Below are 13144 nucleotides of genomic sequence, written 5' to 3'. Positions count from 1 at the left end.
AAAAACTGACGACAAGGCGGAATTTTGATATAACTGGCGGCTCAATTTTTTAAAAGGCCTGAAAGAATGCATTTGAAAGTGCTGTTGCAAGTACTGATGGTAGTGCTGATGCTGAGCCTGGCTGCTTGTACGCCAGCGCCTGAGCCTATGCATTTACATCAGATTTATCAACGCGATAGCATCAGAGTAGGTATTTTAAACGGCCCCACCAGTTATTATGTTACCGCCGATGGCGCCACAGGTTACGAATATGAACTGGCGGTGGCGCTGGCTGACAAACTGGGTGTGAAATTAGATCTGGTGCCAAGTTTCCACTTAGAAGAATTGCTGGAAAAACTGCGCACCGGCCAGGTCGATGTGATTGCATCCGGCTCGACAGTGTCTGAAAGCCTGCGCGCGCAGTACCGTTTAGCGCCGGCTTATCAGTGGAGCGACGAAGTACTGGTATTTCGTCAAACTGAAAAAAAGCCCAAATCACTGGCTGAACTAAGCGCCCCTGTTGTGGTGTTAAAAGGCTCCAGTCAGGCAGAAACTATGCTGCAAAAGCAGGCAGAATTGCCGGAGCTCTCACTCAGTCTGAACGAAACTGATGACGCCACTGAATTATTGCAACAAGTGGCCGAGGGCAAAATAAAATATACGGTGGCCGATTCGCATTTACTGGCGATTAATCAACGTTTTTATCCAAATCTTGGTGTTGCCATGGTGCTGAAAAGCCAGCAACCGGTGGCCTGGTTATTGGCAAAAAATAATGACGACTCGCTGATGAGTGTGCTGGTCGAATTTTTTGGCCGCAGTTACGAAGGTGCTGAATTATTAAGTCTGGAAGATAAATATTTTGGCCATGTCCGGCGTTTTAATTACGCCGATACGCTGGATTATATTGAAGCCATAGATAAAGTGTTGCCGCGTTACCGCGCGCTGTTCGAGCAGCATTCCGGCAATTTAGACTGGCGTTTGCTGGCTGCTATTGCCTATCAGGAATCGCGCTGGGACCCTAAAGCCCGGAGTCCGCAAGGCGTAGTGGGTATGATGATGCTGACCGTCAATACCGCCAACTCGATGAAAGTCACCAGCCGGGTGGATGCAGCACAAAGCATCAGAGGTGGCAGTAAATATCTGCAAAAACTGCTCGATCGGATGCCGGAGCGGGTAAAAATGCCGGACCGGCTCTGGTTTGCCCTGGCCGGCTACAACATTGGTTATAACCATGTGGAAAGTGCCCGGATGCTGACCGAAAAAGACGGTGCTGATCCGGATAAATGGGCCGAAGTTAAACAACGTTTATCATTATTGCGCCAGCGGAAATATTACAGCCAGACCCGCACCGGTTACGCCCGTGGCGACCATGCGGTGTATTACGTGGAAAATATCCGCCGTTATTTTGATACCCTGCTCTGGGTTGATGAGAAAAAACAGGCCGAATTAAAAATTCAGCAACAAAAACAAAAGCTGGCTGAAGAATACAGCGAACAACTGGAAGCGGCAGCCAATAAACCTGCGGCCAAAGAGACTAAAAAAGCCAACAATAAAACCGGTACAGATCGCAAAAGCTAAGCCGCTTTGCATCAGTCGTCCTCAGTGCGCCCTCTGCTTAGCTTGAGATCAACCCTCACGCTGTTTATAGTGGCGCTCTGTTTTACCCTCAGCTGGAGTGCTGCATGCTTAAACGTAAAAGACCTAAAATGTTAAAAAAGCGCCGCATCATGGATGTCGGAGCTGTGCGTCGTCGTATTAAACGTAATGTGGCTGTGCTGAAACTGCATCGCCGGCAACGTAATTTCCAGACCATACTGCAATCTGAACAACAAAACGAAGCTGTCAGTTAACCTTCACCGCTCCCCCTGATTTTTCCGGTTCCTGTGCCTGCTTAGCGGCTTTTGCTGCTTTATGTTCCTGCCGGCGACGCCGGAAAAAACTGGAGAGTTTGTCGGCACATAAGTTGGCCAGCACGCCGGAAGTGACTTCCAGCTGATGATTCAGCACCGGATGGCGCACTAAATCTGTCACTGAACCGGCGGCGCCGGTTTTAGCGTCAAAAGCGCCAAACACCAGCCTTTTGACCCTGCTGTGCACCAACAAACCGGCGCACATGGCACAAGGTTCCAGTGTTACATATAAAGTGGTGTCTAATAACCGGTAATTCTGCACATGCACTGCGGCCTCCCGAATGGCCAGCATTTCGGCATGGGCCGACGGGTCATGCCGGCAAATCGACATATTCCAGCCTTCGCCAATTACCTGATTATCTTTCACCAGCACAGCGCCCACCGGAATTTCACCGGCTTGTTCGGCTTTGTCGGCAAGCGCCAGCGCATAGTGCATCCAGCGTTCATCATTTTGCTGCTCTTGCTCAGTAACAGCTTGTGGTATTTCAGACATCACACTACTTATTAAAACCAGGGGATGAAAAATTTTACCACCTGCCACTGACAAATTTGACTATTTTCTGGTGAAGTTGCTAAAGCCCGCAAAAACTGTATTTACAACTTGTTGTTTTTATTAAGTTATAACTTTGGTATAACAATTGCCTTTCCTCCTATCATTTCAACAATAAGGGAAACATCATGGGTATATTTGATATTGGTTTTGTCGCTGTGGTTTTGGCTTTTGCTTACGCTTTTTACGAACAGCGCAATAAAACAAAAGTAAAGTTACAAAATGCCGGTGCCGGCAGTGAAGCCTTACAGCAAGAAATTGCAGATTTAAAACAACGAGTGGCGACGCTGGAAGCCATAGTGACTGACAAGTCTTACACCCTGAAACAACAAATTAATCAGCTGTAAAACGAAGCTGAAACAAAGCAGAAAGGGTTGTACCGCGGATAAAACAAAAGGAGCCTCACGGCTCCTTTTGTTTTTGCGTAGCTGTTAACTACCGGCCTGCGCGGCTTATTCCCACTCAATAGTGGCTGGTGGTTTACCAGATACGTCGTATACCACGCGGGAAATGCCGTTCACTTCATTAATAATGCGGTTCGACACATGACCCAACAGCTCGTACGGCAGATGCGCCCAGTGTGCTGTCATAAAATCAACGGTTTGTACCGCACGCAGTGAAACAACCCAGTCGTATTTACGGCCATCGCCCATCACACCTACTGATTTTACCGGCAGGAATACAGTAAAGGCCTGACTGACCTGCTCGTACCAACCGGATTTATGCAGCTCTTCAATAAAAATTGCATCGGCTTTACGCAGTAAATCACAATATTCTTTTTTCACTTCACCCAGTACCCGCACCCCTAAACCTGGGCCAGGGAACGGATGACGGTACAGCATGTCGTAAGGCAGCCCTAAAGCCAGACCCACTTTGCGCACTTCGTCTTTAAAGAGTTCACGCAGAGGCTCAACCAGACCCATTTTCATTTCGGCCGGCAAACCACCGACGTTATGGTGCGACTTAATTACGTGGGCTTTGCCGGTTTTAGAAGCAGCAGATTCAATCACATCAGGGTAAATAGTGCCCTGTGCTAACCATTTGGCGTTGGTTAATTTTTTTGCTTCTTCGTCAAAAACTTCCACAAACACACGACCAATAATTTTGCGTTTGGCTTCTGGCTCGTCCACACCTTTGAGCGCGTCGAGGAAACGATCTTCCGCTTTTACATGGATAATGTTCAGACCAAAATGGTCACCGAACATATCCATCACCTGCTGGCCTTCGTTCAGGCGTAACAGGCCGTTATCGACAAACACACAGGTCAGGTTTTTGCCAATGGCACGGTGCAGCAACATAGCCACTACTGAAGAGTCCACGCCGCCGGATAAACCTAAAATCACCTGATCATCGCCCACTTGTTGTTTGATGTTCACAATAGCGTCATCAATGATAGTGGCCGGCGTCCAGAGTTTTTCACAACCGCAGATATCAACAATAAACTGTTCCAGCATGCGCAGGCCCTGACGGGTATGCGTCACTTCAGGGTGGAACTGCACACCGTAAAACTGTTTGGCTTCGTTGGCCATAGCGGCATGCGGACAGGTTGGCGTTTGCGCAGTGGTAACAAAACCTGCTGGAATTTCCACAACTTTATCGCCATGACTCATCCACACGTCTAATAAACCGTGGCCTTTGTCATTGACGTGATCTTCAATACCGGCAAACATCGGGTTCGAAGCAATGACTTCCACCTGAGCATAACCAAATTCACGTTTGTCTGAACTGGCCACTTTACCGCCTAACTGCTCTGCCATGGTTTGCATGCCATAACACACACCTAATACCGGCACATTGGCTTCAAACACATATTGTGGCGCCCGTGGTGAACCTGCTTCAGTCACACTTTCAGGGCCACCGGATAAAATAATACCTGTTGGGTTAAATTCAGCGATTTGTTCAGCAGTAACATCCCAGGCCCACAGCTCACAGTACACACCAATTTCGCGGACACGACGCGCGATCAGCTGGGTATATTGCGAACCAAAGTCGAGGATCAGAATACGGTGGAAATGGATATTTTTGCTCATATCAACCTTGTGTTGGTAGCGGGCTGGTTTGCACCAGCCGGAAAAACTACGCCGGCAAGCACCAGCGATAAAAACCACACCAGCCCCCGTCATCCTTGAAGCCGCGGGGTTGTTGGCCGCTTTCACTCACCCTCTTCACATAGTTCACTATGCTCAGAGGGACTCGTTCAATTGCCACCTACCCGCATCATCAATGATTTTGGGGATATCATTAGCCAATACGGTAATTTGGCGCTTCTTTGGTGATCTGCACATCATGCACGTGCGACTCGCCCATACCGGCCGAGGTCACTTTAACAAACACCGGCTTAGTGCGCAGTACAGCAATGGTTTCACAACCGGTCAGACCCATAGATGAGCGTAAACCACCCATCTGCTGGTGAATGATGTTTTCGATTGGACCTTTGTACGCAACACGGCCTTCAATACCTTCAGGAACCAGTTTTTCCGCATTGTTGCTGCCCTGGAAATAACGGTCTGAAGAACCGTTACGCTGAGCCATGGCACCTAACGAACCCATACCACGGTAAGATTTGTAATAACGGCCCTGATACAACTCTACTTCGCCCGGCGCTTCTTCAGTACCGGCAAACATAGAACCGACCATCACACAATGGGCACCAGCCACTAAAGCTTTGGAAATATCACCGGAGAAACGGATACCACCGTCGGCAATAATACAAACATCAGTACCTTTGACCCCTTCCACTGCATCGGCAATAGCGGTGATTTGTGGTACACCACAACCAGTCACAATACGGGTGGTACAGATAGAACCAGGGCCAATACCAACTTTCACCGCGTTAGCACCGGCGTCGGCCAGCGCTTTGGCGCCTTCAGCTGTGGCTACGTTACCAGCCACAATTTGTAAATCAGGGTATAAAGCGCGGGTTTGTTTTACCCGGTCAATCACACCTTGCGAATGACCGTGTGAAGTGTCAATCAGCAGAATATCAACACCAGCTTCCACCAGCGCTGCAATACGCTCGTCTGTGCCTGGGCCTACACCTACAGCTGCACCAACGCGTAAACGACCAAATTCGTCTTTACAGGCGTTTGGTTTGCTTGCCGCTTTGTAATAATCGCGTACTGTAATTAAACCTTTGAGTTTGAAGGCGTTATCAACAACCAGCACTTTTTCGATGCGGTGTTTATGCATTAAGGTCAGGGCGTTTTCGCGTGGTGAATCTTCATGCACTGTCACCAGACGCTCGCGCGGTGTCATCACAGAAGCAATGGGTGCCTGCGGGTTTGATTCCACATTTAAATCACGGCCGGTGACAATACCCACCAGATTATGCTCGGCATCCACCACCGGGAAACCGGAAAAACCGTGTTGTTGTGACAGCTGCTGTACGTCGCGCACTGTTTGCTCAGGACGAACAGTGACAGGGTCGGACACCACACCACTTTCGTATTTTTTCACTTTACGAACGTTGGCGGCCTGCTCTTCAATCGTCATGTTTTTATGGATAAAACCAAGACCACCTTCCTGCGCTAACGCAATAGCGAGGCGTGCTTCGGTCACTGTATCCATCGAGGCAGACACCATCGGGATATTCAGAGTGATTTTGCTGGTCAGTTGAGTTCGCAGATCTGCGGTATGGGGTAACACTGTGGAGTGCGCCGGCACAAGTAACACGTCGTCAAATGTGAGGGCTTCTTTCACGATCCTGAGCATTGCAACAATCTCGCTGTGTGAGTTAAATATCGGGGAATGTTGCGGCGCTATTTTAGTCGCTTTCGCGCACAGTCACAACGCATTTTTTACTTTTGTGGTAGATTAAGCCAAGTTTCCGCTACAGCGCTTTGCCAGAACCCAAGTTATGCAACAAGCCGATATCTACACAGTTTCCCGGTTAAACTCCGAAGTTCGCCTCACCTTAGAGCTGCAATTCCGTCAGTTATGGCTGGTGGGTGAAGTGTCAAATTTTGTCGCGGCAAGTTCAGGGCATTGGTATTTTTCGCTGAAAGATCAAGCGGCTCAGGTCAAAGTGGCGATGTTTAAAACCAGCAACCGCAATGCCGTTTTTACGCCGCGTAATGGTCAGCAGGTGATGGTGCGCGCCCGTATCAGTGTGTATGAACCGCGCGGTGAATATCAGCTGCTGGCCGATTTTATCGAACCGGCCGGTGATGGTTTATTACGACAACAATACGAGCAGCTTAAAGCCAAACTGGCCGCTGAAGGCCTGTTTGCCCCGGAGCGGAAAAAAGCCCTGCCACAAAATGCCCAGAAAATTGGCGTGATCACGTCACCAACAGGCGCTGCTATCCGCGACATTTTAACTGTGTTACAACGCCGCGCTCCGGCGCTTGAAGTGATTATTTACCCATCATTAGTGCAAGGCGCACAAGCCGCCAGCGATTTAACAGCAGCACTACAGCATGCCATTCGCCGCAACGAATGTGATGTATTAATCATCGGCCGCGGTGGCGGTTCATTAGAAGATATGTGGTGTTTTAACGACGAAACCCTGGCCCGCACTATAGCCAACTGCCCTATTGCTATTGTCAGTGCTGTTGGCCATGAAATTGATTTTTCCATCAGTGATTTTGTTGCTGATGTGCGTGCCGCCACACCTTCAGCTGCAGCCGAGCTGGTGTCGCCGGATCAACAGCATCAGTTGAGGACTTTGCTGCAATTAAAACAGCGCCTGATGCAAAGCATACGCCAGCAACTGGGGCAAAAAGCGCAGCTGTTTTTACATCAGCACGCTAAGTTGCAACTGTTGCACCCGGCCAGAAGACTACAACAACAGCAACAGCGGCTGGATGAATTACAGATCCGCCTGCAGCAGGCGATACAGCACAAGCTGCAACGGCAGCGGCAACAGTTACTGCTGCAACAAAAAGCGCTGTGGTTGTTATCGCCAGAGCAGCAACTGAAACGCCAGCACTTAAAACTGCAACAGCTGCAACAAAGGCTGGAACGAAGCCTGAAGCAGCAGCTGCAGAAAAAACAGCAACAATGGCAGGCGCTCAGCCGTGAATTGCACACTGTGAGCCCGCTGGCGACTCTACAGCGTGGTTACAGCATAGTGTTTGATGCCAATAGCACTGTGGTGAAATCGGCATCACAACTGCAGTCTGGTGATAAAGTCCGGCTGAAATTGGCCGACGGTGATATTGCCGCCGAAGTGACAGCGGTCAGCATAGCGCCATCTCAGTAATCAACCCAATCGCGGCAGCTCTCACTGCAGCAGCAGCAATGGCTGCAGCTATGCTTTAACGCTGCGCTAAAAAACGCTGTAACAACTGCACCCGCTTAGGGCGCTGAAACAATTGATAAAGTTCAAGCCAATCCTCCGCCAGCATCCAGGGCAACTGATGGCGCCACTCAAGGCGCTCTGGCCTAAATTGCCAGCAGCGCAGTTGCTGAGATTGTTGCACTCTAATTCCGGCCATAACATCCACTTCAACCCCTTCTTTACTTACAAAACGGGCAAAAGCTTCCGTCTGATACTGTGGATGTGGTGGCACCGCCACCGGACTCAGGCTCGCGGCAAGGGCCGCTTTCAGCTGCGGAAAGTCAGCCAGACTGCAGACCAAATCAAGATCACGCGCTTTGTTGAGTAAGCCTAACTCCAGCAATAATAAACTGCCGCCAATAGCAAAAGTGATGCCATTAAGACTCGGTTGTAATTGCTGTGCCAACTGAAAAGGGGCACTTTGCTGCAACAACTGCAAAGTTGCCGGGTCAGTTTGCACCGTCAGGGTAAAAGGTGTTCTGCTCATGAAGATGGCTCCGGCAAAAGACATTTTATCAGGCTGGGTTGCTCTGTCGCTGACTTGTCAGCATAAAAGCCGGACATCAATTGGCAACAAAAAACCGCCAGCAGGCGGTCTTTTTATCAGCAACAGCAACGAAGATTAGCCTGGCTGGCCAGGTTTTTTCTTATTCGCCAGATTCGCCCGCGCTTTTAAAATACGCTCGCGTTTGTACTGCTGGTTTGGCGTTAAGGTGTTGCGACGCTCCGCAAATGGGTTGTCACCACCGCGGAACTCTACCCGCACCGGTGTACCCATCATTTGCAGCGACTTGCGGAAATAGTTCATCAGATAACGTTTGTACGAATCCGGTAAATCTTCCACCTGGTTACCGTGAATAACAATCAGCGGTGGGTTGTAACCACCGGCGTGGGCGTATTTCAGCTTAACCCGGCGGCCTTTCACCAATGGCGGTTGGTGATCTTCCTGCGCCATCATCATAATTTTGGTAAGAAGCGCTGTGCTGACCCGGCGGGTGGCTGAGTCAAAAGCTTCTTCCACTGATTCAAATAAATTACCCACACCAGAACCGTGCAGCGCCGAGATAAAGTGCAAACGGGCAAAATCGATAAAACCTAAACGACGGTCCAGTTCGCGTTTCACTTCATCTTTGATGCCATCATTTAAACCGTCCCATTTATTCACGGCAATCACCAGAGAACGGCCGGCATTCAGCACAAAACCTAAAATGCTTAAATCCTGATCAGAAATACCCTGTTGTGCATCCAGCACCAGGATCACCACGTTGGCATCTTCAATGGCCTGCAACGTTTTAACCACTGAGAACTTCTCAACAACATCATCAATTTTGCCACGACGACGCACACCGGCAGTATCAATCAGGGTGTATTTGCGATCGCCTCTTTCCATCGGAATATAAATCGAATCGCGGGTGGTGCCGGGCATATCATAAACAATGACCCGATCTTCACCGAGAATACGGTTGGTTAAAGTGGATTTACCCACATTAGGCCGGCCCACAATAGCCAGTTTAATATGTTGATCCCGCGCCAGTTTTTCGGCTTCTTCATCAACAGGCTCCAGCTCTTCACCTGCTTCAAAAGCAGCCAGACGGGCAGCTTGTTGTTCTGTCAGCAAAGGCACCAAAGCCCGTTGCAGTAAGTTGGTAACACCACGGCCATGTGCTGCGGCAATTGGGTAGACTTCACCAATGCCCAGGCTATAAAAATCAGCAATAGCAGTGTCGGCGTCTAAACCATCGGTTTTATTGGCCACCAAAAACACGGTTTTATTGATTTTGCGAATGTGATTGGCAATAGCGCTGTCAGCACCATTGACGCCGGTACGGGCGTCTACCATAAACAACACAATATCGGCTTCATCGATGGCACGCAGTGACTGCTCGGCCATCTCCAGTTCAATGCCTTCTTCACTGCCGTCGATACCACCGGTATCCACCACAATAAACTCCAGGCCTTCGTAATCAACTGAGCCGTACTTACGATCCCGCGTCAACCCCGGAAAATCCGCCACTAAAGCATCGCGGGTGCGGGTGAGACGGTTAAATAATGTAGATTTGCCGACATTAGGACGGCCAACCAGGGCGACTACCGGTAACATGTAAATTCCTCAATACTCAGGGCTACCTGTTTCAGGTAGCTGGATTTTTACCCGCTTGGGTAAAGTGCAGCAGCATGCTGCCTGATGTCAGGCGTCTGGCGCTTTCATCAGTAAAATCTGGGTCTTTAACAACAAAAAAACAGGCCTGCAAGCAGGCCTGTTTCTGCAAATCTGTTTTTGCGTTTATTCAGGCACGTTCAGTAAGGTGATTTCACCGTTACGGCTTTGCAATAATAAATACTCGCTGGTGGTAACAGCTTCAGCGTAAAAGCCTGAACTGTCAAACTCGTGCCGTGCCAGGTATTCACCACTGCTTTTATCAAACCAGTGCAGATTGCCTTCGTTGTCACCAACTACCACATAATTTTTATACACAGCAGGGGCTGTGACAAAGTGCTTATGTAAGGTCAGCTGAGCCCAGGTTTCCAGACCGGTGCGGGCATCAACGGCGTACAACTTACCAACAGAATCAACCAGATAAAGAACATTGTTCTCTAACACCATGTCGCGGAAACTGGCATATTCACGCTTCCACAACACACGGCCACTGCGTAATTCCATCGCCACCAGCTGACCGTTGTAGGCAATGGCGTAAATTGTACCATTGTCCACTATAGGTGTCGCGTCTACGTCGATGATCCTGGCTAAATCAGTGGCACCTTTGGCAACAGTAATGGCTTCTTCCCAGGCAGGAACTCCTTTGGCAGCGATTAAAGCGCCAACTTTGCCATTGCCGGTGCCATAAATTACACCACCACTTTGTGCCGATACCTGGCTGATGCCACGTAAAGTTAAAATGGCGTTTTCAGTTTCGTGCATCCAGCGCTGTTCACCTGTGTCTGGTTGCAACGCAAAAATACGGCCACCACCGGTGCTAACCAGCACTAAACCTTCAGCGGCAACAGGTGCTGCTAACACTTCACCTTTGACATTGACCGACCAGAGTTTCTCACCGGTTTGTGGGTTCAGTGCAATCACCAGGCCGTCTTCGGTGCCAACAAAAACTTTGTCAAAACCAACGGAAACACCACCACCGACTTTTACAGAACGTTCATTCCACCAGTGGCTGATGCCACCAAACAAAGGTGCATCGTCGCCGTCGCGTAAATCAACAGACCAGAGACTGTCGCCTGATGCCAGGTCAAAAGCTGAGACCTTACCATCACGGCTGGCAGCATACACTTTGTTGTCAAAAATGGCGGGTTTAAGTCTGGAGTCGTAATGCTCAATGCCATTACCTACCGAACTGCTCCACACTTCATTTGGCTCTACCTTGTTGCTGATCTCAGGCAGTACCAGCTCTTCTTCATCATTGGATGAACAAGCGGTTAACGCCAGCACCAGCACCAACGGCGCCCAGGTTTTTACCGATAACTTCACTGCGACCTCTTAACCGGCGACGTGGGCCAGCTCATTTAATTTAACTTGTAACAGCGGATTTTTTCCCGCTTCAGACGCTGTTAAAGCAGCCTGATACGCAGCTTTGGCCTTGCTTTCGTCACCGGATCTTAATAACACATCACCTTTGAGTTCTTGCTGCTGAGCAACAAAACTCTGTGGCATTGTGGTGTCCAGTGTTTTTAACGCAGCTTCATAATTGGCCTGTTCCAGCTGCAGACGAGCCTGACGCAAGGTAGCCAGTGCAATCACTTCAGGTGCTTTGCTGGTGGCAATGACAAAAGCCAGTTGTTTTTCAGCTGCGGCATAATCTTTCAGAAAAGCGGCTTCTTTGGCGGCCAGTAAAGCGGCCAGTACGCTGTAACTACTGCCTTTGTTGGCATCAATAAACTTTTGGGTTTCAATCAGCCAGCTGGCTTTATCAGTACCTTCAGCACTCACCTGCTCAATTAACGCAGCATATTGACCAGACTGAGCCTCAATGGCGCCCAGTTGTTGCGCCTGGTAATAACGAAAACCATAAAGACCGGCTAAACCAATAGCGATACCGGCCAGAATTGAAGTGCCGTTGTTTTTCCAGAAACGCTTGATCGCTTCAACCTGTTGTTCTTCGGTGTTGTAAATTTCCATCCATCACTCCGTTACGACTGCATTGAGCACTGTGGCCAGCTCAGTTATTGCGACTGTTTGTTGTGGTTTCTCGGCTCTGAGCCATTTTAAGGTAACCTGACCTGAAGCCAGTTCGTCGTCACCCAATAATAAACCCACAGCTGCACCTGACTTATCAGCCCGTTTTAATTGTTTTTTCAGGTTTCCACCACCGCAGTGCATCACAATACGCTTGCCCGGTAAGGCGTTGCGAAGCTGTTCGGCAACCGAAACTGCGGCAAGTTCCGCCGCTTCACCCAGTGGCATTAAATAAAGGTCTGCATTGTTACTGACCGCCGGCACTAAGTCCAGACTTTGCAGCAACAACACCAGCCGCTCCATACCCATGGCAAAACCAACAGCCGGTGTGGCTTTGCCACCCAGTTGCTCTACCAGACCATCATAACGGCCACCGGCACAGACAGTGCCTTGTGAACCTAAATTGGTGGTGACCCACTCAAATACGGTACGGTTGTAATAATCCAGGCCACGAACCAGGCGCGGGTTGATCTCAAAACTAATGCCAGCTGCTGTTAAACGTTGTTTTAAACCTTCGAGGTGAGCAGCAGATTCTTCATCCAGATGATCAAGTAATTGGGGTGCTTTAGACAACATCTCAGCCATGGCCGGGTTTTTGCTGTCCAGAACCCGCAGTGGGTTGCTGTGCAAACGGCGTTGGCTGTCTTCGTCCAGCAGTTCCTGGTGCTGCTCAAGGTACGCCACCAGCTTGTCGCGATAAGCTGCACGAGCGGCATTCGAACCCAGGGAGTTCAGCTCCAGCTTGACATAAGGCGCAAGGCCCAGCTGCTGCCATAAACGGGCGGTCAGAATAATGACTTCAGCATCAATATCCGGGCCCTGCATACCAAATGCTTCCAGACCAAACTGGTGGAACTGGCGATAACGGCCTTTTTGTGGCCTTTCATGGCGGAACATCGGGCCCATATACCACAACCGTTGTTCCTGGTTATAGAGCAGGCCATGCTGATTACCGGCACGCACACAACAGGCGGTACCTTCAGGGCGCAGCGTCAGGCTGTCGCCATTGCGATCTTCGAAGGTATACATTTCTTTTTCAACGATATCAGTGACTTCACCGATAGAACGTTTAAAAAGCTCGGTCATTTCCACAATAGGAAAACGGATTTCATCGTAACCGTAGCTGCTGACGGTGCTTCTGATCATTTGTTCCAGATACTGCCACACCGGCGTATCCTGCGGCAGGCAATCATTCATGCCGCGAATTGCTTGGATATCTTTAGACACTTTTAACCCTG

12 protein-coding genes are annotated in these 13144 nt (G+C 49.5%); 4 read left to right on the top strand and 8 right to left on the bottom strand.

Going from position 1 to position 13144, the window contains the following annotated elements:
* Positions 1-66 precede the first annotated feature (66 nt).
* Together mltF and N3Z11_RS02985 are read left to right on the top strand one after the other, a co-directional pair.
* A complete protein-coding gene (gene mltF / locus N3Z11_RS02990; RefSeq protein ID WP_260655653.1) occupies positions 67-1557 on the top strand; it encodes a membrane-bound lytic murein transglycosylase MltF in 1491 nt (496 codons plus the stop codon).
* A gap of 104 nt (positions 1558-1661) precedes the next feature.
* The gene (locus N3Z11_RS02985) at positions 1662-1829 is read left to right on the top strand and encodes a hypothetical protein (protein WP_260655652.1); all 168 of its coding nucleotides are present in this window, start codon (positions 1662-1664) and stop codon (positions 1827-1829) included.
* Here the strand turns inward: N3Z11_RS02985 and tadA are convergent.
* Positions 1822-2382, bottom strand: a complete 561-nt coding sequence (gene tadA, locus N3Z11_RS02980) for a tRNA adenosine(34) deaminase TadA (RefSeq protein ID WP_260655651.1) — start codon at positions 2380-2382, stop codon at positions 1822-1824. The genes N3Z11_RS02985 and tadA overlap by 8 nt on opposite strands.
* A gap of 185 nt (positions 2383-2567) precedes the next feature.
* Between tadA and N3Z11_RS02975 the strand changes: the two genes are divergently transcribed.
* A complete protein-coding gene (locus tag N3Z11_RS02975) occupies positions 2568-2786 on the top strand; it encodes a hypothetical protein (protein ID WP_260655650.1) in 219 nt (72 codons plus the stop codon).
* Positions 2787-2891: 105 nt separating this feature from the next.
* On the opposite strand, the gene guaA is transcribed toward N3Z11_RS02975, so the two are convergent.
* On the bottom strand, positions 2892-4469 hold the full coding sequence (gene guaA, locus N3Z11_RS02970) for a glutamine-hydrolyzing GMP synthase (protein ID WP_260655649.1): 1578 nt from the start codon (positions 4467-4469) through the stop codon (positions 2892-2894).
* A 211-nt stretch (positions 4470-4680) separates the two neighbouring features.
* The gene (guaB, locus tag N3Z11_RS02965; protein WP_260655648.1) at positions 4681-6150 is read right to left on the bottom strand and encodes an IMP dehydrogenase; all 1470 of its coding nucleotides are present in this window, start codon (positions 6148-6150) and stop codon (positions 4681-4683) included.
* 145 nt (positions 6151-6295) lie between these two features.
* On the opposite strand from guaB, the gene xseA reads away from it, so the two are divergent.
* Positions 6296-7642: an exodeoxyribonuclease VII large subunit gene (gene xseA, locus N3Z11_RS02960; RefSeq protein WP_260655647.1), complete on the top strand. Its 1347-nt coding sequence runs from the start codon at positions 6296-6298 to the stop codon at positions 7640-7642.
* A 55-nt stretch (positions 7643-7697) separates the two neighbouring features.
* Here the strand turns inward: xseA and N3Z11_RS02955 are convergent, their stop codons facing one another.
* From N3Z11_RS02955 to hisS, 5 genes are all read right to left on the bottom strand, one after another.
* Positions 7698-8207, bottom strand: coding sequence for a hypothetical protein (locus N3Z11_RS02955; RefSeq protein ID WP_260655646.1), 510 nt, complete (start codon positions 8205-8207; stop codon positions 7698-7700).
* Positions 8208-8342: 135 nt separating this feature from the next.
* Positions 8343-9821, bottom strand: coding sequence for a ribosome biogenesis GTPase Der (der, locus tag N3Z11_RS02950; protein WP_260655645.1), 1479 nt, complete (start codon positions 9819-9821; stop codon positions 8343-8345).
* 183 nt (positions 9822-10004) lie between these two features.
* Positions 10005-11201 carry an outer membrane protein assembly factor BamB gene (gene bamB, locus N3Z11_RS02945; protein ID WP_260655644.1) on the bottom strand — a complete coding sequence of 399 codons (1197 nt, stop codon included), beginning with the start codon at positions 11199-11201 and terminating at the stop codon, positions 10005-10007.
* Positions 11202-11210: 9 nt separating this feature from the next.
* Complete coding sequence (locus tag N3Z11_RS02940; protein WP_260655643.1) at positions 11211-11849, bottom strand: YfgM family protein; 639 nt, start codon at positions 11847-11849, stop codon at positions 11211-11213.
* A 3-nt stretch (positions 11850-11852) separates the two neighbouring features.
* Complete coding sequence (gene hisS / locus N3Z11_RS02935; RefSeq protein ID WP_260655642.1) at positions 11853-13133, bottom strand: histidine--tRNA ligase; 1281 nt, start codon at positions 13131-13133, stop codon at positions 11853-11855.
* Positions 13134-13144: the final 11 nt, after the last annotated feature.

Origin of the sequence: Rheinheimera sp. 4Y26 (assembly GCF_025245835.1) — a bacterium.
Taxonomy (GTDB): domain Bacteria; phylum Pseudomonadota; class Gammaproteobacteria; order Enterobacterales; family Alteromonadaceae; genus Pararheinheimera.
This window is presented reverse-complemented; position numbering and strand designations above follow the sequence as displayed.

Bases quoted from the DNA above. Each gene is read 5' to 3' on its own strand.
- der (WP_260655645.1), bottom strand. From the start codon at position 9,821: ATGTTACCGGTAGTCGCCCTGGTTGGCCGTCCTAATGTCGGCAAATCT.
- guaB (WP_260655648.1), bottom strand. From the start codon at position 6,150: ATGCTCAGGATCGTGAAAGAAGCCCTCACATTTGACGACGTGTTACTT.
- N3Z11_RS02955 (WP_260655646.1), bottom strand. From the start codon at position 8,207: ATGAGCAGAACACCTTTTACCCTGACGGTGCAAACTGACCCGGCAACT.
- xseA (WP_260655647.1), top strand. From the start codon at position 6,296: ATGCAACAAGCCGATATCTACACAGTTTCCCGGTTAAACTCCGAAGTT.
- tadA (WP_260655651.1), bottom strand. From the start codon at position 2,382: ATGTCTGAAATACCACAAGCTGTTACTGAGCAAGAGCAGCAAAATGAT.
- N3Z11_RS02940 (WP_260655643.1), bottom strand. From the start codon at position 11,849: ATGGAAATTTACAACACCGAAGAACAACAGGTTGAAGCGATCAAGCGT.
- mltF (WP_260655653.1), top strand. From the start codon at position 67: ATGCATTTGAAAGTGCTGTTGCAAGTACTGATGGTAGTGCTGATGCTG.
- N3Z11_RS02975 (WP_260655650.1), top strand. From the start codon at position 2,568: ATGGGTATATTTGATATTGGTTTTGTCGCTGTGGTTTTGGCTTTTGCT.
- guaA (WP_260655649.1), bottom strand. From the start codon at position 4,469: ATGAGCAAAAATATCCATTTCCACCGTATTCTGATCCTCGACTTTGGT.
- N3Z11_RS02985 (WP_260655652.1), top strand. From the start codon at position 1,662: ATGCTTAAACGTAAAAGACCTAAAATGTTAAAAAAGCGCCGCATCATG.